Source organism: Lentzea sp. NPDC036955 (genome assembly GCF_055608005.1).
Window position 1 is genome coordinate 48040 of the sequence record NZ_JBVJRC010000018.1, and the last position, 26494, is coordinate 74533.

Annotated in this window: 25 protein-coding genes; 21 read left to right on the forward strand and 4 right to left on the reverse strand. The window is 72.5% G+C overall.

What is annotated here, in order from left to right; translation table 11 throughout:
• Positions 1 to 15 precede the first annotated feature (15 nt).
• The gene (locus tag ACZ7CF_RS40485) at positions 16 to 582 is read left to right on the forward strand and encodes a dTDP-4-dehydrorhamnose 3,5-epimerase family protein (protein ID WP_470372343.1); all 567 of its coding nucleotides are present in this window, start codon (positions 16 to 18) and stop codon (positions 580 to 582) included.
• A 19-nt stretch (positions 583 to 601) separates the two neighbouring features.
• Positions 602 to 1996 carry an NDP-hexose 2,3-dehydratase family protein gene (locus tag ACZ7CF_RS40490; RefSeq protein WP_470372344.1) on the forward strand — a complete coding sequence of 465 codons (1395 nt, stop codon included), beginning with the start codon at positions 602 to 604 and terminating at the stop codon, positions 1994 to 1996.
• A gap of 30 nt (positions 1997 to 2026) precedes the next feature.
• On the opposite strand, the gene ACZ7CF_RS40495 is transcribed toward ACZ7CF_RS40490, so the two are convergent.
• Positions 2027 to 3136 (reverse strand): DegT/DnrJ/EryC1/StrS family aminotransferase, encoded by a 1110-nt coding sequence (locus tag ACZ7CF_RS40495; RefSeq protein ID WP_470372345.1) that lies wholly within the window; start codon positions 3134 to 3136, stop codon positions 2027 to 2029.
• Positions 3137 to 3383: 247 nt separating this feature from the next.
• On the opposite strand from ACZ7CF_RS40495, the gene ACZ7CF_RS40500 reads away from it, so the two are divergent.
• Both ACZ7CF_RS40500 and ACZ7CF_RS40505 read left to right on the forward strand, forming a co-directional pair.
• The gene (locus ACZ7CF_RS40500) at positions 3384 to 4604 is read left to right on the forward strand and encodes a macrolide family glycosyltransferase (protein WP_470372346.1); all 1221 of its coding nucleotides are present in this window, start codon (positions 3384 to 3386) and stop codon (positions 4602 to 4604) included.
• Positions 4601 to 6076 carry an AfsR/SARP family transcriptional regulator gene (locus tag ACZ7CF_RS40505; RefSeq protein ID WP_360393518.1) on the forward strand — a complete coding sequence of 492 codons (1476 nt, stop codon included), beginning with the start codon at positions 4601 to 4603 and terminating at the stop codon, positions 6074 to 6076. Before ACZ7CF_RS40500 ends, ACZ7CF_RS40505 begins: the two co-directional genes overlap by 4 nt.
• Positions 6077 to 6286: 210 nt before the next feature.
• Here the strand turns inward: ACZ7CF_RS40505 and ACZ7CF_RS40510 are convergent, their stop codons facing one another.
• Positions 6287 to 7897, reverse strand: coding sequence for an FAD-dependent monooxygenase (locus tag ACZ7CF_RS40510; RefSeq protein ID WP_360393515.1), 1611 nt, complete (start codon positions 7895 to 7897; stop codon positions 6287 to 6289).
• A gap of 142 nt (positions 7898 to 8039) precedes the next feature.
• On the opposite strand from ACZ7CF_RS40510, the gene ACZ7CF_RS40515 reads away from it, so the two are divergent.
• Genes ACZ7CF_RS40515 through ACZ7CF_RS40595 form a run of 17 tightly spaced genes read left to right on the forward strand, consistent with a single transcriptional unit; the run spans position 8040 to position 23791 of the window.
• On the forward strand, positions 8040 to 8786 hold the full coding sequence (locus ACZ7CF_RS40515) for a 3-oxoacyl-ACP reductase family protein (RefSeq protein WP_360393512.1): 747 nt from the start codon (positions 8040 to 8042) through the stop codon (positions 8784 to 8786).
• A 55-nt stretch (positions 8787 to 8841) separates the two neighbouring features.
• A complete protein-coding gene (locus ACZ7CF_RS40520; RefSeq protein ID WP_360393509.1) occupies positions 8842 to 9147 on the forward strand; it encodes an acyl carrier protein in 306 nt (101 codons plus the stop codon).
• Complete coding sequence (gene fabZ, locus ACZ7CF_RS40525; protein ID WP_360393506.1) at positions 9144 to 9623, forward strand: 3-hydroxyacyl-ACP dehydratase FabZ; 480 nt, start codon at positions 9144 to 9146, stop codon at positions 9621 to 9623. The genes ACZ7CF_RS40520 and fabZ overlap by 4 nt, the downstream gene beginning before the upstream one ends.
• 7 nt (positions 9624 to 9630) lie before the next feature.
• Positions 9631 to 10704, forward strand: a complete 1074-nt coding sequence (locus ACZ7CF_RS40530) for an aminomethyl transferase family protein (RefSeq protein WP_470372347.1) — start codon at positions 9631 to 9633, stop codon at positions 10702 to 10704.
• A 46-nt stretch (positions 10705 to 10750) separates the two neighbouring features.
• Positions 10751 to 13024, forward strand: a complete 2274-nt coding sequence (locus ACZ7CF_RS40535) for a beta-ketoacyl synthase N-terminal-like domain-containing protein (RefSeq protein ID WP_470372348.1) — start codon at positions 10751 to 10753, stop codon at positions 13022 to 13024.
• The gene (locus tag ACZ7CF_RS40540; RefSeq protein WP_360393498.1) at positions 13021 to 13749 is read left to right on the forward strand and encodes a nitroreductase family protein; all 729 of its coding nucleotides are present in this window, start codon (positions 13021 to 13023) and stop codon (positions 13747 to 13749) included. The genes ACZ7CF_RS40535 and ACZ7CF_RS40540 overlap by 4 nt, the downstream gene beginning before the upstream one ends.
• On the forward strand, positions 13746 to 14996 hold the full coding sequence (locus tag ACZ7CF_RS40545; protein ID WP_360393495.1) for an FAD-dependent oxidoreductase: 1251 nt from the start codon (positions 13746 to 13748) through the stop codon (positions 14994 to 14996). Before ACZ7CF_RS40540 ends, ACZ7CF_RS40545 begins: the two co-directional genes overlap by 4 nt.
• Positions 14993 to 15874: an alpha/beta fold hydrolase gene (locus tag ACZ7CF_RS40550; protein WP_360393493.1), complete on the forward strand. Its 882-nt coding sequence runs from the start codon at positions 14993 to 14995 to the stop codon at positions 15872 to 15874. Before ACZ7CF_RS40545 ends, ACZ7CF_RS40550 begins: the two co-directional genes overlap by 4 nt.
• Positions 15875 to 15925: 51 nt before the next feature.
• Positions 15926 to 16840 (forward strand): ACP S-malonyltransferase, encoded by a 915-nt coding sequence (locus tag ACZ7CF_RS40555; protein ID WP_360393490.1) that lies wholly within the window; start codon positions 15926 to 15928, stop codon positions 16838 to 16840.
• Positions 16837 to 17280, forward strand: a complete 444-nt coding sequence (locus ACZ7CF_RS40560; RefSeq protein WP_360393487.1) for a holo-ACP synthase — start codon at positions 16837 to 16839, stop codon at positions 17278 to 17280. The genes ACZ7CF_RS40555 and ACZ7CF_RS40560 overlap by 4 nt, the downstream gene beginning before the upstream one ends.
• Positions 17271 to 18119 (forward strand): ester cyclase, encoded by an 849-nt coding sequence (locus ACZ7CF_RS40565; protein WP_360393484.1) that lies wholly within the window; start codon positions 17271 to 17273, stop codon positions 18117 to 18119. The genes ACZ7CF_RS40560 and ACZ7CF_RS40565 overlap by 10 nt, the downstream gene beginning before the upstream one ends.
• A gap of 46 nt (positions 18120 to 18165) precedes the next feature.
• The gene (locus tag ACZ7CF_RS40570) at positions 18166 to 18939 is read left to right on the forward strand and encodes an alpha/beta fold hydrolase (protein ID WP_458431593.1); all 774 of its coding nucleotides are present in this window, start codon (positions 18166 to 18168) and stop codon (positions 18937 to 18939) included.
• A complete protein-coding gene (locus tag ACZ7CF_RS40575) occupies positions 18936 to 19451 on the forward strand; it encodes a holo-ACP synthase (protein ID WP_360393479.1) in 516 nt (171 codons plus the stop codon). Before ACZ7CF_RS40570 ends, ACZ7CF_RS40575 begins: the two co-directional genes overlap by 4 nt.
• Positions 19442 to 20470, forward strand: coding sequence for a right-handed parallel beta-helix repeat-containing protein (locus ACZ7CF_RS40580; RefSeq protein WP_470372349.1), 1029 nt, complete (start codon positions 19442 to 19444; stop codon positions 20468 to 20470). Before ACZ7CF_RS40575 ends, ACZ7CF_RS40580 begins: the two co-directional genes overlap by 10 nt.
• 13 nt (positions 20471 to 20483) lie before the next feature.
• A complete protein-coding gene (locus tag ACZ7CF_RS40585; RefSeq protein WP_360393474.1) occupies positions 20484 to 21422 on the forward strand; it encodes an ABC transporter ATP-binding protein in 939 nt (312 codons plus the stop codon).
• Between the two features lie 30 nt (positions 21423 to 21452).
• The gene (locus ACZ7CF_RS40590; RefSeq protein WP_360393471.1) at positions 21453 to 22646 is read left to right on the forward strand and encodes an ABC transporter permease; all 1194 of its coding nucleotides are present in this window, start codon (positions 21453 to 21455) and stop codon (positions 22644 to 22646) included.
• On the forward strand, positions 22643 to 23791 hold the full coding sequence (locus ACZ7CF_RS40595; protein ID WP_360393469.1) for an ABC transporter permease: 1149 nt from the start codon (positions 22643 to 22645) through the stop codon (positions 23789 to 23791). Before ACZ7CF_RS40590 ends, ACZ7CF_RS40595 begins: the two co-directional genes overlap by 4 nt.
• A gap of 149 nt (positions 23792 to 23940) precedes the next feature.
• Here the strand turns inward: ACZ7CF_RS40595 and ACZ7CF_RS40600 are convergent, their stop codons facing one another.
• Positions 23941 to 25104 carry an FG-GAP-like repeat-containing protein gene (locus ACZ7CF_RS40600; RefSeq protein WP_360393466.1) on the reverse strand — a complete coding sequence of 388 codons (1164 nt, stop codon included), beginning with the start codon at positions 25102 to 25104 and terminating at the stop codon, positions 23941 to 23943.
• Between the two features lies 1 nt (position 25105).
• Positions 25106 to 26419 (reverse strand): peptidoglycan DD-metalloendopeptidase family protein, encoded by a 1314-nt coding sequence (locus ACZ7CF_RS40605; protein WP_470372350.1) that lies wholly within the window; start codon positions 26417 to 26419, stop codon positions 25106 to 25108.
• Between the last annotated feature and the right edge of the window lie 75 nt (positions 26420 to 26494).

Here is a 26494-nt window from a genome sequence, read left to right on the forward strand (position 1 = left end):
AGACGGAGGTCGTCGATGAAAGCCCGCGCACTCTCTGTCGGCGGGGCCTGGGAGTTCGAGCCCGAGGTGTTCCCGGACGACCGCGGCCTGTTCGTCTCCCCGTTCCAGCACGACGTGTTCGCCGAGGCGGTCGGTGCGCCGCTGTTCGCCGTGGCCCAGGCCAGCGCCAGCGTGTCACGCCGCGGGGTCGCCCGCGGCGTGCACTACGCCCGCACGGCACCGGGGTGCGCGAAGTACGTGAGCTGTTCCCGCGGGCGGGTGCTGGACATCGTGGTGGACCTGCGGGTCGGCTCGCCGACGTTCGGCGAGTGGGACTCCGTCGAGCTGGCGGGCGACGGCTTCCGCGCCGTCTACCTCCCGCCAGGGCTCGGCCACGCGTTCATCGCCCTCGACGACCACTCCACCGTGCACTACCTGCTGTCCCGCGGCTACGAACCCGCGGACGAGCTGGCGGTGTCCATCGTGGACCCGGACCTGGCACTGCCCGTTCCGGCCGACGTCGTGCTGTCCGAACGCGACCGCGCCGCACCGGGCCTGGCCCTCGCGCGGGACACCGGACTGCTGCCGGTCCACGCCACCTGAGCAGAGGAGAGCACCCCAGGTGACCGCACCCACCCGCCGTCCTGCCCGGACGCGCCTGGCCGAGTCGATGCTCGCCGCGCGTGACGCCGACGCCGTGCACGCCTGGCTCGCCCGCACCGCGGAGCACAGCTGGATGAACGTCGAGCGCGTGCCGCTGGACGACCTCGCCGGCTGGCTCACCGAACCGGGCACCGGCAACCTGCGCCACCACACCGGCCGGTTCTTCAGCGTCGAGTCGCTCGCCGTCGACCTGCCCGGCGCGCTCGTGCCGCACTGGTCGCAGCCGATCATCAACCAGCCGGAGATCGGCATCCTCGGCATCCTCGTGCGGGAGGTCGACGGCGTGCTGCACTGCCTGATGCAGGCCAAGCACGAACCGGGCAACGCCAACGGCCTGCAGCTGTCGCCGACCGTGCAGGCCACCCGCAGCAACTACACCCGCGTGCACCAGGGCAAGCCCATCCCCTACCTGGAGCGCTTCCGCGACACCTCCGGCCACCACGTCCTGGTGGACATCCGGCAGTCAGAGCAGGGCGCGTGGTTCTACCGCAAGCGCAATCGCAACATGGTCGTCGAGGTCGACGGCGACGTCGAGGTGCGTGAGGGGTTCCGCTGGTTCACCCTCGGCGAGATCGCCGGCCTGATGACCGTGCCGGACCTGGTGAACATGGACGCCCGCACGGTGCTGGCCTGCCTGCCCGGCGGCGGCGCGGCACTGGCCGCGGCGGCCACCGACCCGTTCAGCGAAGCCCTGGTCCGGTCGGGAGACCCGGCCACGCCCGGCGTGCACACCACCGGGGAGGTGCTGAGCTGGATCACCGAGGTCCGCACCCGCACCGACCTGCGGGTCGCCCTCGGCCCGCTGGCCGGGTTGCCGGACTGGAGGCGTGAGAACGGCGTCATCGCGCACCGCAGCGGCGGGTTCTTCACCGTCGTGGGCGTGGACGTGCGAGCCGGCGGGCGTGAGGTCGGAGCGTGGTCCCAGCCGATGATCGAACCGGTCGGCACGGGGGTGATCGCGTTCCTGGTCAAGGAGATCGGCGGCGTGCTGCACGTGCTCACCCACGCGCGCACCGAACCCGGCTACGCCGACGTGACCGAGCTGGCGCCCACCGTGCAGTGCGTGCCAGAGGCGCACGACCACCTGCCGGCGCGGCCCCGGTTCCTCGACGAGGTGCTCGGCTCGACCAAGATCCGCTTCGACGCCGTGCTGTCCGAGGAGGGCGGCCGGTTCCTCGGCGCCCGCAACCGGTACCTGGTCGTGGAGACCGACGCCGAGGTCGCGCGGGACGACCCCGAGTACCGGTGGCTGACCCTGCACCAGTACGAGGAGCTGCTGCGGCACAGCTTCTACGTCAACATCCAGGCCCGCAGCCTGCTGCTGTGCCTGCGCAGCCTCCTCCCGCGCGGGTGAGGCGGGCGGTGCCGCCCGCCACCGACCCGGTCAGAGCGTCGCCAGCACCTGCTTGAGCGCGTCCACCACGTGCTCCTGCGTGTCCTGGGGCAGCGACGGGTACATCGGCAGCGAGAAGATCTCGACGGCCACCCGCTCGGTCACCGGCAGGCTGCCCTCGGCGTAGCCCAGGTGTGCGAACCCGGTCATGGTGTGCACCGGCCACGGGTAGCTGATGTTCAGGTGGACGTCGTGCGCCTTCAGGCGTTCCAGGATGTCGTCGCGCCGCGGGTGGCGCACCACGTGGACGTAGTACGAGTGCGTGTTGCCCGGCGCGGTCGACGGCAGCACCAGGTCGGTGTCCGCCAACGCTTCCGCGTACCGCGCGGCCACCGCCTGCCGCGCCGCCACGTAGTCGTCCAGGCGGACGAGCTTGCGGCGCAGGATCTCCGCCTGCACCTCGTCGAGCCGGCAGTTGTGGCCGGGCGTCTCCACGACGTAGTAGGTCTTCTCCATGCCGTAGTACCGGTGGCGGCGCAGGTTCGCGTCCACCTCCGGGTTGTTCGTGATCGTCGCGCCGCCGTCGCCGTAGGCGCCGAGCACCTTGGTGGGGTAGAAGGAGAACGCGGCGGCGTCGCCCATCGACCCGGCCACCCGGCCGTGGTGGCGCGCGCCGTGCGCCTGGGCGCAGTCCTCCAGCACCAGCAGGCCGTGCTGCCGTGCGAGCTCCTGCAACGGTTCCATGTCCACGCACTGGCCGTACAGGTGCACCGGCAGCAGGACCTTGGTGCGCGGCGTGATCACCGAAGCCACCTGGGCGACGTCCATCAGGTAGGTGTCCGGGTCCACGTCGACGAACACCGGTGTGGCGCCGACGGCGTCGATCGCCAGCACGGTCGGCGCGGCGGTGTTGGACACCGTGACGACCTCGTCGCCGCGGCCGACGCCGAGCGCCTGGAGCGCCAGGCGGAGGGCGTTCGTGCCGTTGTCCACGCCGACGCAGTGGGCGACGCCGTGGTAGGCCGCGAACTCCGCCTCGAAGGACGACACGCTCGGCCCGAGGACGAGCCTGCCGGAGGAGAACACGGTCTCGACCGCGTCGAGTATGTCCTTGCGCTCCATTTCGTATTCGCGCGAGTAGTCCCAGACGAGCGTGGCCATCGGCAGCCCTTTCGCTGTGGTCGGCTTCCCGGCCAGCCTAGGTCTGGCCCCCGGCTAGGGGGTAACCCCTAATCTGCAGGTCAGGGTGGCTGGAACCGACCCCCTGGAGGCAACCGGCGACCCGTTCGTCCGTGGCCGGGGAACAGGAGTGATAGGGGTGTCCAGGCCGCTTCCGGTCGCTTTACGGTGACCACGCTCCCGGCAGGGTCGCCGGATTCCAGCACAACAATCGGGGCGAGGACGACAAATGTCGCGGCATTTCCTGTTCATGTGCCACCCGGACCACGGGCACGTCATCCCGAACCTCGCGGTCGTCACCGAACTGGCCGCGCGCGGGCACCGGGTCACCTACCTGACCGCACCGAGCATGGCGGAGATCGCCGCCGAGGCGGGCGCCACCGTCGTGACCTACCCGTCCCGGTACCGCGACGCCGACTTCGCCCTCGTGGCGAACGATCCCGGTTACCTGATGGGCGTGCTGCTCGACGAGAGCGAGGCCATGCTCGCCACCGCGACGGCCGAGCTCGACGGCGACCGGCCGGACTGCCTGGTCTACGACACCTCGGTGCTCCACGGGGCCCGTGTGCTGGCCCGGCACTGGGACGTCCCCGCCGCGCAGGTGATCCCGGTGTTCGCCTCCAACGAGCACTTCTCCTTCCTCAACGCCATGTACAACCCCGAGTCCGACGCCGCGGAGCAGCCGGCCCGGGAACGGCCGAGGGAGATGCCCGAGTGGGTCGCCACCACGATGGGGCGCATCGGCGCGCTGTGCGCCCACTACGGGGTGGCCGCCGCGCCGCACGAGGTGTGGTTCGAGGTGCCGCCGCTGAGCCTGGTCACCGTGCCGCGGGAGTTCCAGTACGCGGGTGAGACCTTCGACGAGCGGTTCGCGTTCGTCGGGCCGTGCGTCGGCGACCGCGGCTTCCTCGGGACGTGGACGCCGCCCGCCGGCGACCTGCCCGTGGTGCTGGTGTCGCTCGGCGCGGTGTTCAACGAGGACGAGGGTTTCTTCCGCACGTGCGTCGAAGCGTTCCGCGGCCGGCCGTGGCACGCGGTGATGACCACCGGCGGCGGTGTGGACCGCGCCTCGCTCGGCGACCTGCCGCCCAACGTCGAGGTGCACGACTTCGTGCCGCACGTGGCGGTGCTGGAGCACGCGGCCCTGTGCGTCACCCACGCCGGCATGGGCACAGTGATGGAGGCACTGCGGTCCGGCACGCCGATGGTGTGCGTGCCCGGTTCCGCGCTCGACCGGCCCACCGGGTGGCGGGTCCGCGAACTGGGCCTCGGCACCGTGCTCGACCCCGCCGGCCTCACGCCCGAGGCGCTGGTCGACGCGGTCACGTCGGTGCTCGGTGACCAGGAGATCGCGGCCAGGTCGGACCTCATGCGCAAGGCCGTCGCGGAGGCGGGCGGTGCGGCGCGCGCCGCCGACGAGGTCGAGAAGCACCTGGCGCGGTCGCGTTGACCCCCGCCCCTGTCGAGTTCGGCGTGCTGGGCCCGATCCGGTTCCTGCGCGCCGGCGTCGAAGTGCGGGTGGGCGGTCCCCGCGAGCGCGCGGTGCTGGCACGGCTGCTGTTCGACGCCAACCGCGTGGTCAGCGTGGACCGGCTCATCGAGGCGGTGTGGCACGGCGACCCGCCGGCCAGCGCACGCGGGCAGATCGCGATCTGCGTGTCCCGGCTGCGGCGGGCGCTCGGCGAGTCGGGCAGGGCCGTCGACACCGCGAGCCCCGGCTACGTGGCGCGGCTGGACGAGGACTCCGTGGACTGGTTGCGGTTCAACGGACTCGTCGGCAGGGCCCGGCCGCGCGCGGCGAGCGGTGACGTGGCGGGCGCCGCGGCGCTGTACCGCGAGGCGCTGGGGTTGTGGCGCGGTGTGCCGTTCGAGGACCTGCCCGGTCTGCGCGCGGAGGCGGTGTCGCTGCAGTCGGCGCGACTGGACGCGGTGGAGGCGTGCGCCGAGCTGGAGCTGCGGCTCGGGCTGCACCACCGGGTCGGCAAGGACCTGGCCGCGGTGGTGGCGGAACACCCGCTGCGCGAACGGGCGCGGGCGCAGCTGATGCTGGCCCAGTACCGGTCGGGCCGGCGGGCCGACGCGCTGCGCACCTACCAGGACGCCCGGCGGGTGCTGATCGAGCAGATCGGCCTGGAGCCCGGTCCGGAGCTGCGGGAGCTGCACGAGCAGGTGCTGCGCGACGCGCCGGCGCTGCTCGCGCCGGTCCGCGTCGAGGTGCCGGCGGTGGCACCGTCCCAGCTGCCGCGCCAGGTCCTGCCGTTCGCCGGCCGGTCGGCCGAGCTGGCCGGGCTGGACGCCGCCCTCGCGCCGGGCACCGACGTGCCGGGCGTGGTCGTGCTGTCGGGCCCCGGTGAGGTGGGCAAGACGGCGCTGGCGCTGCGCTGGGCGCACCACCGCCTCGACCGGTTCCCGGACGGGCAGCTGCACTCCGAGCTGGTGGACGACTTCGGCCGCCCGGTGCCGCCGGCCGTGGTGCTCGACCGGTTCCTGCGGGCGCTCGGCGTGCCCGCGGCGTCCATTCCGGACGATCCGGGTGAGAAGGTCGCGCTGTACCGCAGCACGGTGTCGCACAAGCGGGTGCTGGTGGTGCTGGACGGTGCGGTGGACCACGCCCAGGTGCGGCCGTTGCTGCCCAGCGGCGCGCACACCAGGGCCATCGTCACCAGCAGGCACCCGATGGACGAACTGGTCGCCCGTCAGGGCGCGCACCGGGCGTTCCTGGAGCCGCTGACGGCGGACGAGTCGTGGCAGCTGCTGACCATGCTGCTCGGGAACGACTGGGTGGCGGAGGAACGCGGTGAGGCGAGCAGGATCGTCGGCTCGGCGGACGGCTTCCCGCTGCCGCTGCGCCGCGCGGCGGCGGGCGTCCGGCCGGCACCGCACCGCCAGGACCGCCGCTGGCTGACCGGCGTGCCCGCGTGACCGGTGCGGCCCGTCGAATCGCGCGACGTGCCCGCTTGACTGGTGCCACCCGCCAACCTCGCGACGTGCCCGCCTGACCGGTACCGCCCGCCAACCTCGCGGCATGCTCGCTTGAACGGCGCGGCGCGCCAAACCGCGCGACGTGCCCGCCTGACCGGTGCTGCCCGCCACACCGCGCGGCGGGCAGCACCACTCCGGCCAGTGGGCCGGTCAACCACGTGCGAGAACGGCGTCCACCGCCACTGACAGCGCGTCCGTCGACGCGGTGTCCGTGCTGCGCCAGGCCACGTGCCCGTCCGGCCGCACCAGCACCGCACCTGCCGCCCCCACGCCGTAGACCGTGGCCCAGTCCGGTGACACCACCGCGGTCGAGCCGTCGGCCGACACCTCGACCGCGCTGATCGCCACGCCGGTCCGGGAGCCGGCCTCCTTCGCCGCCTGCGCCCAGCCGCTGCCCGCCGGGGTGAGCAGGACGAACCCCGCGCCGAACAGGTCCAATGTGGACAACACCTCCGCACCCCTGGTCAGCGGCACGTGCGGCGCGCGGTGGCCCGGTCGCGCGGTCGGGACGTAGGTCCGGTAGGGGTCCTCGACCACCGGTGCGCCGGTGCCGTCCGGTACGACGGCGGCGGAGTCGTAGTGGAAGCCGAGTACCAGGCCCTCGCAGCTGCGCCGGCCCGCCTGCTGCGCGATGGCCTCCTTCATGGACAGCTTGCCCTCCATCATCTGGAACGTGATGAAGGCGTTCGCCAGGCTCTCGCCGACGGTGCGCTCGCCGATCGGGTGGCGCTCGGCGTCGTAGGTGTCGAGCAGGGCCTCGCCGGCCGTGCCCGCCACCACCGCCGCCAGCTTCCACACCAGGTTGTGCGCGTCCTGGATGCCGCAGTTCATCCCGAACCCGCCCTGCGGCGTCGACACGTGCGCCGAGTCGCCCGCCAGGAACACCCGGCCCGAGCGGAAGCGCGTCGCGGTCACCGCCTGTTGCAGCCACGGCATCACGCCGACGAGCTCGACGTCCAGGTCCGGCACGCCGACGGCCTCGCGCACCACCTGCACGCAGAACTCGGGCGTGAAGTCGGCCTCGCTGCCACCCTCCGCCGGGTCGTAACCGGTCTGGATGATCCAACGCCGCTGGTTGTCCACCGCCTCCACCGCGCACGGGATCGCGCTGCGGATGAAGTACAGCGCGCACATCCTGCCGGTCAGCAACGGCACCAGGTCGGCGTCGAACATGATGCTGATCATGTGTCCGAGCGGTGGCGGGCCTTCGACGCCGATGCCGAGCCGTTCGCGCACGGTGCTGCGCCCGCCGTCCGCGGCGATGGCGTAGCGGGCGCGCACGGTGGCGCGGCCGGAGGCGGACTCGACCACGGCGTCCACACCGGACTCGTCCTGCTCCAGTGACGTGAGGGTGGTGGCGAACCGGACGTCCGCACCGGGCGAGCGCTCGGCCAGGCCGCGCAGCACCACCTCGAACCTGTCCTGCGCGCAGATGTAGGTGTACGTGGGGCTGTGCGGCGCGTCCTCGGCGAGCGGGGCGACCTCGCGGTGGAAGTCGTCCGCGGTCAGCGAGGAGCCGACGCCGACGGCCAGGCTGTCCTCGCGCGGCAGTCCGGCGCGCTCGACCTCCTCCCCCACTCCCCACGCCCGCACCAGCTCCATCGTGCGGGTGGACACCAGGCGCGCCTTGGGGAAGATCGACGTCCCCTGGTGCCGCTCCACCAGCAGTGACGTCAACCCGTTGCGGGAGCACTCGATCGACGCGGCGAGGCCGACCGGGCCACCACCCACGATCAGGACGTCGACCTCGAAGTCAGCCATGGGCAGGAGCCTGCGACACCGTCGCGGGGACGTCAAGGAGGCGGATATCGAAGTGATAGAGCACTGAAGTCGCAGGTCAGTAGCGTTGCGCCGAACGACGGCGTGCACAGCGGGCAAGCCTTGGACAACGTGAGGGGGCACCATGTTCGCCGAAGGATCGGTCGCCGTGGTCACCGGCGGCTCGCGCGGGATCGGGCGGGCCGTCGTGGTCGACCTGGCGGCCCACGGCGTGCACGTCGTGGTCAACTACTCCCGCTCGGAGGAGCAGGCCGAGGAACTTGTCGCGCAGGTCGAGCAGAACGGCGGCAGCGCGAGCGCGGTGCGGGCCGACGTGACCGACGAGGACGCGGTGCGCGAGCTGTTCCGCTCCGTGCGCTCCGAGCACGGCCGGCTCGACGTGCTGGTCACCAGCGCGGGCGTGACGCGGGACCGGCACCTGGTCGCGATGAGCAGCGCCACGTTCCGCGAGACGATGGACATCAACGTGCACGGCACGTTCCTGGCCTGCCGCGAGGCGATGCGCATCATGCAGCACCAGCGGCGCGGGGCGATCGTGACCCTCAGCTCCGCGAGCGGCCTGGACGGCGGCTTCCCCGGCCAGACGAACTACGTCGCGTCCAAGGGCGCGATCATCGCGTTCACCAAGGCGCTGTCCTACGAGGCCGCTCCGCACGGCGTGCGCGTCAACGTGGTGGCGCCGGGGTTCGTCGAGACCGACATGACCAAGGTCATCCCCGCGAAGCTGCGCGACGACTACTCCTCGCGCATCCGGCTCGGCCGCATGGGCCGCCCGGAGGAGATCGCGAACCTGGTCACGTTCCTGGCTTCCGACAAGGCGTCCTACATCACCAGCGAGACGTTCGTCGCCAACGGCGGCGGGCTCGGCTGATCCCCCGGGCCGGAACACCCCCGAGCCGGACAACCCAGCGGACGGAAGGACAAGCGTGACCCTCGACGAACTGCGCGCCACGGCGGCCGCCCGGCACGACACGTGCGCCCAGATCAAGAAGATGATCGTCTCTCGGCTCGACCTGCCGATCGAGCCCGCGTGGATCACCGACGACCAGCCGCTGTTCGGCCGCGGACTGGAGCTCGACAGCCTCGACGTGCTGGAGCTGTACGTGGCGATCGAGGCCGAGTTCGGCGTCGCCCTCTACGACAGCGACATGTCGGTGTTCGGTTCGGTGTCGCGCCTGGCCGACCACGTGAACCCGGCACTGGCCGAGCAGGCCTCGACCGGTTCGGCATGACCACGACCCGGGAGCCCGTGCGTGCGGGGACGTCGCTGACCAACGACCAGCTCCGGGAGGTCCTGCCGCACCGGTGGCCCTTCCTGCTGATCGACCGGGTCGAGAAGGTCGAGCCCGGTGTCGGCGCGGTCGGGATCAAGAACGTCGCGGCCACGGAGATGTGGTTCCAGGGGCACTTCCCGAGCGCGGCCGTGCTTCCGGGCGTGATCGTCGTCGAGGCGATGGCCCAGCTCGCCGGCGTGGTGTTCGCCCTCGCCGGCGCGGGGCCGATCGGCTACCTCGCGGGCGTGCGGTCGATGCGGTTCCGCCGCCCCGTCGTGCCGGGTGACCAGCTCGTCATCACCGCCGACCGCACGGCGGGAGCCCGCGGCTTCAGCGAGTTCAAGGTGAGCGCCAGGGTCGACGGCCAGATCGCCGCCGAGGGCACCATCACCATCGCCGACCCGGCAGCCACCAGCCCTACCGGAAAGGTTTGACACGCCAATGGAACCCCTGACGTCGCCGGTGAAGGCCGCGCACCCCGAGGGCACCGCGCACGGCACCGTCCTGGACGCCGAGGTCGCGCTCCGGTTCAGCACGCTCGACGCCGAGTACGAGGCGATCCGGGAGCGAGCCGCCCTGCTGGACCTGTCCGGCGAGCGGATCATCGAGCTCTCCGGCGGCGCCGCCGTCGACTTCGCGCAGAAGGTGCTGGCGCGCGACGTGGAGTACCTGACCGCCGAGCGCTGCATGACGAGCCTGGTGCTCGCCGAGGACGGCACCGTCGTGGACCAGGTCGTGGTGTGGGGCCGGGAGGACGGCCTGCTGCTGGAGTCCTCCACCGGCGCGGGCACCCGGCTGCTGGAGCACCTGCGCGCGCACGCCGAGCCCGGTGTGGAGATCACCGACCGCACGGACGAGTACGCGCTCTTCGGCCTGGAGGGCCCGTACGCGTGGGGCGTGGTCGGCCGGCTGATCGACGGCGAGCTGGCCGCGCTGCCGTTCGAGTCCGTTGTGGACAGCCAGTGGGACGGCGTGGACATCCTCTTCGCCCGCACCGGTGTGACGGGCGAGTACGGGTACAAGGTGCTGGTGCCGCGCGAGTCGGCAGAGCGGCTGTGGACCAAGGCGCTGGAGCACGCCGTGCCCGCCGGTCAGGACGCCGTGGAGCTGGCGATGCTGGAGGTGCGGCAGCCGGTCGTGCGCCACGAGGCGGGCGACGGCGTCGACGTGCTGGAGATGGGCGCGGGCTGGCTGGTGGACATCACCAAGGACGAGTTCGTCGGGCGTGCCGCCGTCGTGGCCGCCTTCGAGGGCACGGCCGAGCGCCGCACCGTCGGCTTCTCCGGCGGCACCGAGGTGCCCGCGCCGGGCACGCCGGTCACCGTGGGCGGGGAGAAGATCGGCGAGGTCGTCCACGCCGTGCACAGCATCGGGCTGAAGTCCTCCCTCGGCCTGCTGCGGCTGCCGCCGGACCTGGCCGCGGCCGGGCTCACGGTCACCGTCGGCGACACCGAGGTCGTCACGCTGACCAGCCCGTACGTCACGCCCAAGAGCTGGAGCACCCCGATCATCTGATCTGGTCCCCCGAGCGGTCGCCCGGGGTTTGCGAGGAGGAGCGAGCATGGCGCTGCGGCCAGTGGTCATCACCGGAGTCGGGGTGATCTGCGCGGCGGGCAGGGACCCGGAGGAGTTCTGGGCCCGGCTCACCGCCGGCGCGGGCGGCATCACCGCCGTGGACGACGAGCGGTTCGCCGCGTTCGAGGCCAGGTTCGCGGGCCAGGTGCCCGACGAGTGGATCGACGCGCAGCTGCCGGCCGAGGACACCGGGCTGGACCGCACGGCCCGGCTCGCCCTCGTCGCCGCCCGGCAGGCGGTCAGCAGGGCGGGGCTGGGCGCGGTCACGCCCGCGGAGCTGCCCGGCGAGCGGTTCGGGTTGGTCCTCGGCAAGTGCCAGGCCACCCCGACCGCGGCGGGCGGCTACCAGCCCATGCACGCCACCGGTGACGTCATCGCGGGCAAGCTGGGCATGACCGGCCCGCGCGTCCTGGTCTCGACCGCGTGCGCGGCGGGCGGCAACGCGGTCGGCCTGGCCAAGGACAAGATCCTCACCGGTGAGGCGGACGTGGTGCTCGCCGGTGGCGTCGACCCGCTGCTGTTCGGCACCTACGCGGGGTTCGCGGGCCTGCAGGCCCTCAGCGCCCGCCCGTGCGGCCCCTACAGCCGCTCGGACGGCCTGAACCTGGGTGAGGGCGCGGCTTTCCTGGTCGTGGAGGCGCTGGACCACGCGCTGGCCAGGGGTGCGGAGCCGCTGGCGGAGGTCGCGGGCTACGGCCTGTCCGCCGACGCCTACCACGCCACCGCACCGGACCCGACCGGCCGCGGCGGCATCACGGCCATGCGCAGGGCTCTCGCCGACGCCGGTCTCGACACCGACGCGGTGGACTACGTCAACGGGCACGGCACCGGCACGCCCGCCAACGACGCCATGGAGAAGAAGGTCATGCGCGCCGTGTTCGGCGAGCGGGCGCCTCAGGTGCCGACCAGCAGCATCAAGAGCTTCATCGGGCACACGCTGGGCGCGGCGGGTGCGGTCGAGGCGGTGGCCAGCGTGCTGGCCCTGCGCACCGCGACCGCGCCGCCCACCATCGGGTTCACCGACGAGGCGATTGCGGAGTCCACTTTGGACTTCGTGCCGAACACCGCGCGTCCGCTACACATGGACGTCGTGGTGTCCAACAACTACGCGTTCGGCGGCAACAACGCCTCGCTCGTGCTGCGCCGCCCCGGCGGCCCGCGCGAGTACGACGAGCTGCCCGCCACCGAGGTCGTCCTCACCGGCCTCGGACCGGTCACCGGTCTGGGCACCGGCATCGCCGAGGTCGCCGAGGCGGTCGCCAACGGCCGCACCGCGGTCGGCGCGGAGCCGTCGCTGGAGGGCCGCACGTTCGCGCCGCGCTCGCTGTGGCGGCACATGAACCACCTGTCCCGCATGGCGATCGCCGCCTCCCGGCTGGCCTGGGAGGACGCCGGGCTGAAGCTGCCCCGCGCCGCCCTGGACAACGTGGGCGTCGTCTTCGCCACCGCGGCGGGCTCGGTGGAGAGCACCGGCGGGTTCGACGAGAGCGTGCTGGCCAACCCGAACAAGCCCGCCGTGCTCAGCTTCTCCAACGTGGTGCTCAACGCCACCGGCGGCGCGGTGTGCCAGACCCTGGGCCTGCGCGGCCCGACCACGACGATCTGCAACGGCGGCGCGTCGGCGTCCATCGCGCTGGACTGCGCGGTGGAGATCATCCGGTCCGGCAAGGCGGACGTGGTGGTCGTGGTCGCCGCCGACGAGTCACCGCAGCCCGGCGACGGCGCGCAGGTCGACCCCTACGACCGCAACTCGGGCGAGGCGTCCGCGTCGGCGTCGGTGGCCCTGGTCGTCGAGTCGGCCGCGCACGCCGCCGCCAGGGGCGCGACCCCGTACGCGCGGGTGCTGAGCAGCGCCCACGCGAGCGCCGGAGCGGACGACGAGCAGGCCCTGGTGGAACGCGCCATCGCCGCACTGCCCACCGACGGCGTGGACCTGGTGGTCGGTGCGGCCACCGGCAGCGCGACCGACGAGGCGGAGGCGGGCGCGGTGCTCGGCGCCGTCCCGTCCGCCCGGCTCACCGCCACCGCGGGACTGACCGGTGACGCGGGAGCGGCCACCGGCGCGCTGAACCTGGCGCTGGCCGCGCTCGCGCTGCGCGACGGCGTCGCACCGGCCATCGCGGGACTGACCAGCCCCCGTGCCGGCACGGTCGAGTCCTACGTCACCAAGCCCGAGCTGCCGGCCAGGCCGGCCAAGGCACTCGTGCTCAGCGCCGCGCCCGGTTCGGTGCGCGGAGGAACCCTGCTGGGTGCGGTGTGACCGGCCTGCCCTTCGACGTGCTGGAGACCGACCGGCTGCTCACCACCACCCGGTCGGTGCGCCGCCGGCTCGACCTCGACCGGCCGGTGCCGCGCGCGGTGATCGAGGAGGCTCTGGAGATCGCCGTCCAGGCCCCGACCGCGAACGACCAGCAGAACTGGCGCTGGGTGGTGATCACCGAGCAGGCGGTGAAGGACCAGCTGGCGGAGCTGTTCGACATCTCCTGGCAGTTCCACCAGAAAGAGGTGTGGACGCGCTCCGGGCGCCGCCGCAACAACCCGCAGATGAGGAAGAACAACGCCTCGGCGGCCGCACTGGCCGAGACCATCGCCAGGGTGCCGGCGCTGGTGATCCCGTGCGTGCTCGGCCGTCCGCCGGACATCGGCGCGATCGACGCCGAGTGGCTCGGCTCCACCGGTACCCGCAACCTCGGCACCTGGCAGGAGGGTGTGCGGATCGGGGCCATGCGGGCCAGCAACTTCTACGGCTCGATCTTCCCCGCGGTCTGGTCGTTCCAGCTGGCCCTGCGCAGCCGCGGGCTCGGCAGCACGATCACGTGCATGCACCTGCCGTTTGAGCGGCAGGTGGGCGAGCTGCTCGGGATTCCCGCCGGTGTCACCCAGGTCTGCCTGGTACCGGTCGCCTACACGATCGGCACGGACTTCCGGCCCGCCAAGCGGGTTCCGGCCAAGGAACGCACGTCCTGGGAGAGGTGGCAGGCATGACCGTCGAGCACACCGGAGTCGACGTCGTCGTGGTGGGCGGCGGTATCGCGGGCGCGTCCGCCGCGGCCAACCTCGTGCAGAACGGCCTGTCCGTGGTGCTGCTGGAGAAGCAGGAGACCTACCGGGACATCGTGCGCGGTGAGTGGATCGCGCCGTGGGGCCTGCGTGAGGCGCAGACGCTGGGCGTCGAGGAGGCGTTCGGCCTCGGCGGCGCGTGGGAGATCCGCGAGTGGACGCAGTGGGACGAGACGGTCGACCCGGCCGAGGCGGAGACCGTGGACATGACGCGGTTCGTGCCCGGTGTCGGCGGCCCCATGTCGTTCCCGCACCACGAGGTCTGCGCGCTGATGGCCGAGCAGGCGGAGGACGGCGGCGCGGAGGTGGTCATGGGCGCGCAGCGGGTCCAGGTCACCGCCGGAACCAGCCCGGAGGTCCGCTGGACCCACGCGGGGCAGGAACACCTGGCCAAGCCGCGCATCGTCATCGGCGCCACCGGCCGCGGCTGCACGGTCGGCCGCCAGGTCGGCGTGTCCATGGCGACCTCGGTGCACCACTGGGGCGGCGGGCTGCGGGTCACCGGCCTGGACGACTGGCCGATGGACGTGCAGGCGATGGGCACCGAGGACGAGAAGATGTTCATGGTGTTCCCGCAGGGCGACGGCAACGCCCGGCTCTACATCAACTTCCCCACCGCCAACCGGAAGCTCTACCAGGGCCCGGAGGGTGAGAAGCGGTTCATCGCGGACTTCGAGCTGGCGTCGCTGCCCGACCGCGGCAAGGCCGTCTACACCGCCGCGACACCGATCGGGCCGCTCAAGCTGTGGCCGTCGGTCGCGATGTTCCCCGAGCAGCCGATCGTCATGGACGGCGTGGTGCTCGTCGGGGACGAGGCGGGCAACGCCGACACCGTGCTCGGCACCGGCCTGTCGTGCAGCCTGCGCGACACCCGTGCCGTGTGCGAGGTGCTGACCGGTGGCGACGACTGGTCCCCCGCGGCCTTCGAGGGGTACCTGGCCGAGCGGAAGTTCCGGATGGACCGGCTGCACTTCGGCGCGGACATCATCGCCAAGCTGCACTGCGAGTTCGGTCCCGTCGCGGCCGAGCGCCGGCGCCGGGCGCGCGAGCTGATGGCGGACAACTTCGCCGCGTCGGTGACCGGCCTGCTCAACATGGTCCCGCCAGAGGACGTGCCGGAGTTCGGGTTCAGCGAGTTCTTCGCCGAGAGGCTGTTCAGGGAGAGGGCATGAGCGTCAAGGACACCCTGCTGACCGGGTCGGCACACGTCAACGGCATCGACATCGCCTACGTGGACAAGGGAGAGGGCGACCCGGTCGTGCTGCTGCACGGCTTCCCCGACTCGCACTACCTGTGGCGGCACCAGATCGACCCGCTGGTCGAGGCGGGCTTCCGGGTCATCGCACCCGACCTGCGCGGCTTCGGCGAGTCGGGCAAGCCGCAGGAGGTCGAGGCGTACGACATGCGCACGATCGTCAACGACGTCGTGGCGCTGACGCAGCACCTCGGCATCCCCAAGGCGCACATCGTCGGACACGACTGGGGCGCCGCCATCGCGTGGATGTACGCGTTCCTGATGCCGCGCCGCGTCGACCACCTCGCCGTGCTGTCGGTCGGGCACCCCGGTGTGTTCAGCACGCCGTCGATCGAGCAGCGCAAGGCCAGCTGGTACATGCTCTTCTACCAGTTCCCCGGCGTGAGCGAGCAGTTGTTGCGGCGCAACGGGTGGCGGCTGTTCAAGGAGATCATGGGCGGCGAGGGCGACCACCAGCGCTACCCGCGCGAGCTGGCCAAGCCGGGCGCGCTCACCGCGGCGCTGAACTGGTACCGCGCCAACCGCTCCCCCGAGTCCGAGCTGCGCGTGGAGGGCAACTTCCCGCCCGTGCTCGCGCCCACCCTCGGCATCTGGTCCACGGGGGACAAGGCGCTGCTCGAAGAGGGCATGACGGGCTCGGTGAAGTTCGTCAAGGGCTCGTGGCGCTATGAGCGCGTCGAGGACGCCAGCCACTGGATCCCGCTGGACCAGCCGGAGATCGTCACCAAGCTGCTGCTGGGTTTCCTGGGCACCGAGAAGGCCGCGGCGGTGCCGTCCCGGCGGCGCCGGCTCTGACCGGCACCCGGCTCGTCGGCAAGGGCAGCGCAGAGGACTGGAGGTGCGCAGGTGATCGGCTTCGTGTTCCCCGGCCAGGGAACGGTCCGGATCGGCATGGGCGGCTGGCTGCGCCGCGACCCGGTGGGCGCGGCGGTGGTCGCGCGCGCCGACGAGCTGCTGCCCGAACCGGTGTCGGAGCTGTGCGCCCGCGGGCCGCTGGACAGGCTCGTCGACACCCTGCACGCGCAGCCCGCCGTGACCGCGTGCAACCTCGCCGCGCTCGCGGTCCTGCGGGACCGCGGCGTGGAACCGGACGTCGTCGCCGGGCACAGCGTCGGTGAGATCAGCGCGCTGTGCGCGGCGGGCGTGCTCGACGCCGACACCGCGCTGCGCCTGGTCGCCGTCCGCGCCCGGCTCATGGCCGACCTGCCGGACACCGGTGGCATGACGGCCGTGCTGGGGCTGACACCGCACCGGGTGGAGGAGCTGGCCGCCGAGGCTGCAGGGCCGGACGAGCCGCTGGTCGTCGGTCTGGAGAACGCGCCGGACCACACCGTCGTCTCCGGCGCGACCGCCGCCGTCGAGCGGCTCGTCGCGCTGGCCACGGCGGCCGGCGCCCGCAAGGTGGTGGCGCTCAAGGTGAGCAACGCGTTCCACTCGCCGCTGATGGCGGGCGCGCTGGACGGCTGGGCCGAGGCGGTGCGCGCGACACCGATGCGCTCGCCGCGCGTCCCGGTGGTCCCGAACACGACCGCCGAACCCACCACGGACCTGCCGACCATTGTGGACGCCCTGATCGCTCAGTTCACGGAACGGGTGCGGTGGACGGAGACCATGCGCGTGCTCGCCGACGCTGAGACGCTGGTCGAGGTCGGCGACAGCAAGGTGCTCACCGGACTGCTCCGCGGCGTCGGCACCGGCTGCGTCAGCATGGCCGACCCGGCCGCCGTGCGCAGGCTGCGCCGCCCGGAGCCCGCGGCATGACCGGGTGGGGCAGCGCCGCGGTCGCCTTCGGCGAGCTGACCGCGCCGTGGCAGCTGGTCGAGCCGATGCCGCTGGAGGTCGTGTTCACCCGCCCGGAACGGCTGCGGTCCGGCGCCGGCCGCACCCTGCAGCACTGGGCGGGCCGGCTCGCGGCCAAGTACGCCGTGCTGCGCCTGCTGGACGAGCCCGTGACCGCGGAGAACCTGGGTGCGGTGGAGGTGCTGCCGCTGCCCGCTCCCCTCTGCAGCCGCACGGCGGCCTGCCTGCACGGTCACCCGCCGGGTGTGCGCCTGATCGGCCCGCTGGACGGCAGGGAGGCGCCGGGCACCCGCGTCCGGGTCTCCGTGAGCCACACCGCCGACCTGGCGTTCGCGGTGGCGCTGACCTCCGCCCGACTGGCCGAGGACCACGACCTGGAAGCGGTGACCGCATGGACCTGATCGAGACCGCCGTGCGGTGGGCAGCGGCCTGGCGCGAGCGCGACGCCGCCGCCATCGCCGGCGCGGTGGCGGAGTTCGCCGACCCGGACACCCCGGAGCCGGTGGCGGGCGCGGACCTCGTCGCGCACGTCGAGGCCGTGCTGACCCGGTTCCCGGACCTGGTGCTCGACTTCGCACCGGCCGCCGACGCGGGCGGCACCGCCGTGCTCACCTGGACCCTGACCGGCACGCACCGCGCCCCCTACCTCGGGATACCGGGCACGGGCGGTGCGGCGCGGGTGGACGGCGTGGACGTGCTGACCGTCGTGGACGGCGCGGTGCGCGTGCGGCGCCACTTCGACCGGGTCGCCCTGGCCTCGTCGCTCGGCCACACGGCGCGCTTCCTGCTCAGCCACGACGAGGTGCAGGAGTACGGCATCAGCGCACGCACCACAGTGGACAGAACCGACTACCCGCGGGTGCTGACGTTCACCTACCTGGACGTCCGCGACGACGTCGAGGGCGCGGAGGTCGACCTGCTCAGCACCGAGGTGGTCAAGTCGATGCGCGCCTCCAAGGGCTTCCTCGGCATGAGCACGTTCGAGATCGGCGCCCGCAAGTACACGATCAGCGCCTTCGACCGCCCGGAGTCGGTCCGCGCCGTGCACGCCCGGCCGCACCAGCGGTCCCTGCGGAAGTTCTTCCGCGGCGGCCTGTGCACCGGCGCGTACACCAGCGTGTGGGTGCTGGAGCGGGAGAGCTTCCACCTGCGCTGCCCCGACTGCGAGGAGATGGTCGACGCGGGCGCGGGCAGGACCTGCGCGTGCGGCACCACCCCGACCCCCGACCCCCTGTTCTGACTTCTCCGTTCCGACGCTCTGTTCTGACGATGCCAGGAGCTGCCCGATGACGGTCTTCACCGCCGACCACCGGCCCGCGGCGGGCGGGCGACCGCTGGTGGCCTTCATGTCCGCCCTGTTCGCGGGTGGCTGGATCTGGGACCACCCGTTCACCGCCCTCGCCGACGCCGGGTGGCCGGTGCTGCGCACCGAAGAGCCCATCTGCGGCGTGGACGCGAAGATCGCGGGTTCCATCGAACGCCTCGGGGACGCCCTGATGGAGTCCGTGGACGCGGCCGGCGCGGAGGAGGTCGTGGTCTGCGCGAACTCCCTGGGAGGTCTGGTCGCCATCGACCTCGCCGGCCGTTTTCCTGACCGGGTGAAGGCCATCGCGGTCAGCGGTGCGCCCGGCCTGAGCGCCGACCCCGACGTGGGCCTGAACATGGACCGGCGCGGCGACGTGCGGTTGCAGGGCGAGCAGTTCCGCGACCGCATGCTGGCCGCCCTCTTCCACGGTGAGCCGCTGTTCACCGACGAGCAGGTGGAGTCGACCGCGCAGCTGCTGCGCCAGGGTTCCGCGATGGTCGCGATGGCCCGCAGCATCCGCGCCACCAGGACCTACCGGGTCGACCCGGCGATGGACAAGGTCACCTGCCCGTCGCTGTACGTCTGGGGCCGCCACGACCGCATGACGCCGATCGAGCCGTGGCTCGAACTGGTGCCACGGCACGCGAACACCGAGTTCGTCACCGTCGAGGACTGCGGGCACATCCCGATGATCGAGCGCGGCGAGGTCTACACCGCCGAGCTGCTGCGGTTCCTCGGCGAGGTCACCGGGTGACCGCGCCGCCGATGCTGTTCGGGGTGGACGTGGTCGACGTCGCCAGGGTCACCCGCGCCATGTCCTACAGCGGGCCCGCCTACACCCGGCACGTCGCCTCCCCCGGTGAGCGGGACCTGCACGCTGACCCCGGCCTCGCCACCGCGGCCGCGGTGGCGGTGAAGGAGTGCCTCGTGAAGGCGGTCGGCGGCCGGCCGCGCGGGTTCTCGTGGCACGACTTCGAGGCGTGCGGCGAGGCGCCGCCGCCCGGTGCGGAGTGGGCGGACGCGCTGCTGGCCGCCGCCGTGCCCGAGGTCGAGGCGGCCACCAGGGTCTCGATGACCGAGCGGTGCGCCTACACCGTGTTCGGCGCCAGCGGTTCGGCCGCACTGGCGCGGCTCACCGAGCGGTCCGCGGAGCCCGGCGACGGCGCGGCCGTCGCGGGCATGGCCCGGTGGGGTTTCCGCGGTGACCTGATCGTCGCCCTTGCCATACTGATCGCCACGCCGAGAGGAGCGCTGCGATGTCCGTGACCGAGGTCACGACCGAAGTCCGCATTCACCCCGGGGACTCCGTCCAGGAAGCGCTCGACGGCTGCGCACCGGGCGCGGTGCTGCGCCTGGCGGAGGGGACCTACGAGGGCAGCCTGGTGATCGGCCGCCCGGACGTGGCGCTCATCGGCGCGGGCGCCGGCCGCACGGTGATCGTGCCCGGTGCCGTCGCGCCCAGTGCAGTGCCGGCACTGCACGACGCGCCCGCCGACGTGGTCAGCGGCATCACCGTGCACGACGTGTCCGGTGTGACCGTCGAGGGCCTGACCGTGCGGGGCTTCTCCGGGGCGGGCGTCTACGCGCACACCGCCACCGGCTTGCGGCTCGTCGACGTCGAGTCGGCCGGCAACGCGGTGTGGGGCCTGTACGTGCGCGAGTCGGCCGCGGTGGAGGTGTCGCGCTGCCGTGCGGAGGGCAGCCAGTACGGCGGTATCGCGCTGGCGTTCTGCCCGGCCGCCGACGCGGTGATCGCCGACAGCGAGAGCACCGCCAACGCGTTCGGCGTGTTCGTCGACAACTCCAGTCGCGCGCGGGTGCTGCGCAACCGCTGCCACGGCAACGCGGCGGGTGTTCTGCTGCTGCACCAGACCTACGAGGGTGAGCTGCCCGGCGGCGTCGCCGACGTGCTCGTCGCGGACAACGACATCACCGGCAACACCCTGGCCTCCGGTGGCGACGAGCCCGGCGTGCTCGGTTTCGCCGGACCGCCGATCTCCGGCGTCGGCATCGCCGCCATCGGCGTCCAGCGCGTCGCGGTCGTCGGCAACCGGTTGCACGGCAACGAACCCACCGGTCCGTCGGTCATGGGCGCCGCGCTGGTGCTGGCCTCGTCCGCGGACTGGGGCGGCTCCGACTCGACCGACAACTCCTTCGAGTGGAACACCATCACCGGCAACAGCCCGTTCGACCTGCAGATCGGCACCGACCCCGGCAACCAGCGCTTCCGCAACAACGTGGTGGGCGCCTCCCAGCCGGAGCGGATCGACGGGTGCGGATCTTGATCGAGAGGACGACATGACGCCTGCGCTGGTGTGCGAGCGCCTGGTCAAGCGCTACGGCGACAAGACGGTGGTCGACCGGGTCGGCTTCCACATCGACGAGGGGGAGGCGTACGGGTTGCTCGGTCCCAACGGGGCCGGCAAGACCACGACCATCTCCATGCTCGTCGGGCTGCTGCGCCCGGACGAGGGTTCGGTGCGGGTCGGCGGCATCGACGTCGACGAGGACCCGATCGCCGCCAAGCGGCTCATCGGGTACGTGCCGCAGGAGATCGCGCTGTACCCGGAGCTGACCGCCAAGGAGAACCTGCGCTACTTCGGCAGGCTCCACGGCCTGCCGCGGCGTGAGCTGACCTCGCGCATCGGCGAGGTGCTCGACCTGGTCGGCCTGACCGGTCGTGGTGACGACAAGGTGGACACCTACTCCGGCGGCATGAAGCGGCGCACCAACATCGCCGTCGCCCTGCTGCACCGGCCGCGCCTGCTCATCCTCGACGAGCCGACGGTCGGCGTGGACCCGCAGAGCCGCGTCGCGATCCTGGACCGCGTCGAGGCGCTGGTCGGCGAGGGCATGAGCCTGCTCTACACCTCCCACTACATGGAGGAGGTGGAGCGGGTGTGCACGCGGGTCGGGATCATCGACCAGGGCCGCGTGGTCGCCGACGGGACCAAGCGCGAGCTCGTCGCCGAACTGGGCGGCACGGACCGGGTGGAGCTGACGCTGGACGGTGACGTCACCGCGGCGTCCGAGAAGCTGCGTGCCGTGGAAGGCGTGTCCGAGGCGGTGGTCACCGGGTCGTCGTCGATCCGGTTGCTCGTCGCCGACGGGCGGCACCTGCTGCCCGCGCTGCTGGCCGCCGTCGGTGACGCGGGAGCGGTGACCGGTGTCGAGGTCGTCGAACCCGACCTCGAAGCGGCGTTCTTGCACCTCACCGGCAGCACCCTGCGGGACTGACGTGGACCGGGCTAGGGATGGGCGAAAACCTTGGGTAAGAGCACTTTGCGTGCCCTGCTGGTCGTGGGCGGCCATGAGCTGCGGTCGCGGCTGCGGGACGGCACGGCGCCGTTGATCGCGCTCGTCGCGCCGATCCTGCTCGCGACGATGTTCGGGTTGGCGCTGGGCGGTGACGACGACCCGCCGCTCAAGGCGACCATCGGCGTGGTCGACCTCGACGGCGGTGAGTTCCCGGCGAGCGTGCAGCGCGAGGCGCTGAACACCGACGAGCTCAAGGGCGTGCTGACCTTCCGCCAGTACCCGGACGAGGCTGCGGCGCGCCGTGCGGTCGACGGCGGCGAGTCGGGTGCGGCCCTCGTGTTCCCCGCCGGGTTCAGCGAGGGCGTCGGCGCGGGCCGCGGCGGGCAGGTGGCCGTGCTGGAGTCACCCGAGTCGCCGCTGGCGGGTGTGGTGGCGCGCAGCATGGTCGACCGGATCTCGGCCCTGGTCGAGGCCAGGACGCTGGCCGTGCGCGCCTCGCTGGAGGCGGGCGTGCCCGCTGACCGGGTGCAGCTGTTCGTCGAGGAGAACGGCAAGGCCGGGCCGGCGCTGTCATTGGTCGGCGACCCGGTCGCGGGCGGGCGGGTCGACCTGGCTGTGCACTACGGCGCGGGCATGGCGGTGATGTTCGCGTTCTTCGTCGTCGGCACCACCGCCCGCAGCCTGCTCAGCGAGCGGCAGAACGGCACGCTCGACCGGATGCGCGCCGCCCCGGTGCCCCTGTGGACGGCGCTGGTGGGCAAGAGCGCGGTCGGGTTCGGGCTGGCGCTGGTCAGCATGTGCGCGACCTGGCTGTCGTCCGTGCTGATCTTCGGCGCGAGCTGGGGCAACCCACTCGGGGTGTTCGGGTTGCTGCTGGCGCACGTGTTCGCGGCGACAGCGATCGTGATGCTGGTGGCCAGCCGCGCGAAGACCGATGCGCAGGCCGACGGCTACACGCTCGGCGTGGCGTTCGTGTTCGCGTTCCTGGGCGGCAGCATCGTGCCCGTCTACAACCTGCCGGAGTGGCTGCGCGGCATCTCGCTGATCACGCCCAACGGGTGGGTGTCGGCGGGCCTGTCGGAACTGGCGGGCACCGGCGCGGGCCCGTCCGCCGTGCTCGTGCCGATCGCCGTGGTCACCGGCATCGGCGTCGTCGCGGGCACGGTGGCGTTGCTCGGCTTCCGCAAGGGCAGGTTCGCATGAGTCCCCGTCCCGTCACCGCGCTGGTGCTGGCCAACCTGAAGCGCCAGCTGCGCGACAAGGTCGGCATGTTCTTCATCGTCGTCATGCCGTTCGTGACGATCGTGTTCGTCGGTCTGGCCCTGGGTGGCGACGCGGCGGACGCGAAGCTGCCGGTGGCCGTGGTCGCCGACACCTCCGACCCGGTGTCGGCGGCCGTGGTCGCCGAGCTGGAGTCCGACCAGGCGCTGGAGGTGCGGCGAGCGGAGTCCGCGCAGGAGGTCCGCGACGACGTCCGCCGCGGCGAGCTGGCCGCGGGGCTGGTCGTGACACCGGGCGACACCGAGCTCGAACTGGTCATGACCCAGACCAGCGGCAGCGGCATGGCCGCGCGCAGCGAGATCGACGTGGCGGTCGGCAAGGTGGCGGCGGTGCTGGAGGCGACCCGCGCGGCACGGGCGGCGGGCGCGTCATCGGAGCAGGCCGAGCAGTACGTGCGCAAGGCGAAGGAGGAGTCGGTGGCCGTCACCGTCGCCTCGACAGGAGGCGACGAGCCCGCCAAACCGACCGGCTTCGCCTACACCGCACCCGCGAACCTGCTGCTGTTCACGTTCGTCAACTCGATGGCCGTCGCCGCCGCACTGGTCGAGAGCCGCCGCATCGGCATGGTCCGCCGCTCCCTGGCCGCACCGGTGCGGCGGAGCCAGGTGCTGCTGGGCGAGGCGCTGAGCCGGTTCGCGGTGGCGCTCGCGCAGTCCCTGCTGATCATCGTGGTGAGCCGGTTCCTGTTCGACGTGCGGTGGGGCGACCCGCTGGGCGTGGGCGTGGTCGTCGCACTGTTCTGCCTCATCGCCACGGGCGCCGCGATGCTGGTCGGCGCCTTGGTGCGCTCACCGCAGCAGGCACCGGCCATCGGTCCCCCGGTCGGCATCGTGCTGGGCATGCTGGGCGGCTGCCTGTGGCCGCGCGAGGTGGCCGGCGAGGTGCTGGGCACGATCGGCTACCTGTTCCCGCACTCGTGGGCGATGGACGCGCTGCTCACCCTGTCCCGTCCGTCGGCGGGGCTGGGGTCGGTCCTGGTCGAGGCCGGGGTCCTGGCGGGCATGGCGGTGGTGGTGCTCGGTGTCGCGCTGGTGGTGTTCCAGCGACGGGCGCTGGCGTCGGTCTAGACGGGTGGGGTGTCGCCTCGGGCACCGGGACGCTCCCGGCGGACGGGTGGCCCGGATCTTGGCCGGCCTGCGCCGGTTCGGCCCTGTCGACCAGGTGCCGCGGGCACGACAGGAGGCCGGCCCCCGCGAGGGGTGCCGGCCTCACGCCGTCAGTTCGCCGCCAGGTCCCAGCCGGTCCAGCCGTGCCCGATCTGCGTGCCGACGCCGAACCCGCCGGTCCCGGTGCCGATCCACTGCCAGAGCGTGTTGTCCGACGTGCGGATGGCCACGAGGTCGGCTTTGCCGTCGCCGTTGACGTCCATCGACGTCATCTGCCGGAACGCGTTCCAGCCCTGCCCGACCTGCACCGCGGTGGCGAAGTCGGCGCCGCTGCGCTTCCAGAAGAACAGCTCACCGGCGGTGTCGGTCGCCCAGATGTCGCCGTCACCGTCCCCGTCGGCGTCCGCGGCGGTGTGCCGGAACAGCGAAGCCCAGCCCGCACCCACGAGGTCGCGCTCGGCGAACCTGCCGTTGCCGCGGCCGACGTAGAGGTACATCTTGCCGCCGTCGCGGGCCAGGATGTCGGTTCGGTTGTCGCCGTTCACGTCGCCGAACGCGACGTTCTCCATGGACGCCCAGCCGGTGCCGACGGTCGCCGCCGCGGCGAAGGTGCCGTCGCCGCGGTTGTTCCAGTAGTAGAGCGTGCCGTTGCTGATGGCCCACAGGTCCGCCCAGCCGTCGGCGTTCGAGTCGCCGATGCCGATCCGGGTGAACTTCCCCCAGCCCACGCCGAGTTGCACGCCGGCCGCGAACCCGCCGCCGGCACGGCCCTTGTAGATCCACGCGTTGCCGTTCGGGTCCACCCCCAGCGCGTCGTCGTACTTGTCGCCGTTCACGCTCTTGGACGCAAGCACTGGCGCCGGTGGAGAGCCGATGGCCGCGCGGGCGTCGTCCACGAACTCCTTGTAGCGGCCGGACTTGTAGGTCGACCACGGCGTCCAGTCCGTGCCCTGGTCGGAGATCCGGTACGCCTCCCGCGCGTTGCACGCGGCGTTGTAGGCGCAGGAGTCGCTGACCTCGGGGTGCCAGTAGTCGTTGATCTGCCAGAGGCCGCGGTCGACCGAGCTGTGGCTGTCGCTGTTCACGTACCGGGCGAGCGGGTCGCACCGGGACTCCGCCATGCCGACCGCCACCGCGACGACCAGCTTCTCACCGGTGAACCCGGCGGTGCGGCCGTTGGACACGCACAGGTCGATGTCACCGGCGGCCTGAGCGGGCAGGGCGAAACAGGTCAGAGCGGCGGCCGTGGCCAGGAGTCCGGGCAGGATGCGCACGTCAGTTCACCGCCAGGTCGAAGCCGGACCAGCCGTGGCCGATCTGCGTCGCCCTGCCGAACCTGCCCGCGCCGCCGCCCAGCCACTGCCAGAGCGTGTTGTCCGACGTGCGGATGGCCACGAGGTCGGCCTTCGCGTCGCCGTTGACGTCCATCGACACGACCTGGCGGAAGCCGTTCCAGCCGCTGCCGACCTGCTCGCCCGTCGCGTAGCCGCCGGAGTCCTTGCGCCAGAAGAAGAGCTCGCCCGAGCCGTTGGTCGCCCAGATGTCGCCGTCGCCGTCCGCGTCGGCGTCACCGCCCGTGTGCCGGGCGTAGCCCGACCAGCCCTCGCCGAGCAGCGACCGCGCGGAGAACGCGCCACTGCCCTGTCCGGTGTAGACGTACATCTTGCCGCCGTCGCGGGCGAGGACGTCGGTCTTGTTGTCCCCGTTGATGTCCACGAAGGACACGTACTCGTAGGCGTTCCAGCCGGGGCCGATCACGCGGGCCACGGCGAACGTGCCGTCGCCCCGGTTGTTCCAGTAGTGCAGCGAGCCGTCGCGGATTGCGAACAGGTCGGCCCAGCCGTCGGCGTTGGAGTCGTTCACGGCGATGCGCGAGAAGTCGTTCCAGCCGGTACCGATCTGGACAGCGGCGTCGAAGCCCCCGCCCGCCCTGCCCTTGTAGAGCCACGCGTTGCCGGAGGGGTCGATGCCGACCGCGTCGTCGTACCTGTCGCCGTTGACGCTCTTGGCCGCGCGGTTGACCGTGCCGCAGTTCTGGCTGACGTACGTCTCGGTGCCGCCGGCGTAGTCGAACGGGTCGCCGTGGAACGAGGCCGGCCGGATGTAGTCGGGATAGCTCTGGCCGCTTCCCCGGTTGCGGAACTCGAAGTGCAGGTGGGCGGACAGGCCCGAGGTGTTGCCGTCGGTGTTGCCGACCGTGCCGATCACCTGGCCCTGCCGCACGGTGTCGCCGTCGTGCACCGACTTCTTGTCGAGGTGCGCGTACAGCGTCGAATAGCCGCCGCCGTGGTCGATCTCCAGGTAGTTGCCGTAGGCGGAGGTCTCGCCACCCTCAGCGCTCACCGTGCCCGCCGCCGCGGCGAGCACGGGCTCACCGAGGTCCTCGTTGCCCGAGGTGCCGGACATGTTCCAGTCGATCTCGTTGTTGCGGTGCGCGCTGCTGGCGCCGGAGTTGCCCACCCATGACGTGCCGCAGATGAACGGCAGCTCGAGTGCGGGAGCGGCGGCCTGGGCGGTGGTGGGCACGAGCACCAGCGCGGCGACGGTGGCGGCGACGCCGGCGACCGCGCTGCTGATTCTGAGTAACATCGCGCAATTTCCGTTTCTTCCGGGAGATGAATCCCTGGATTACACGGAAATGACCTACACGGACCCTACACGCGG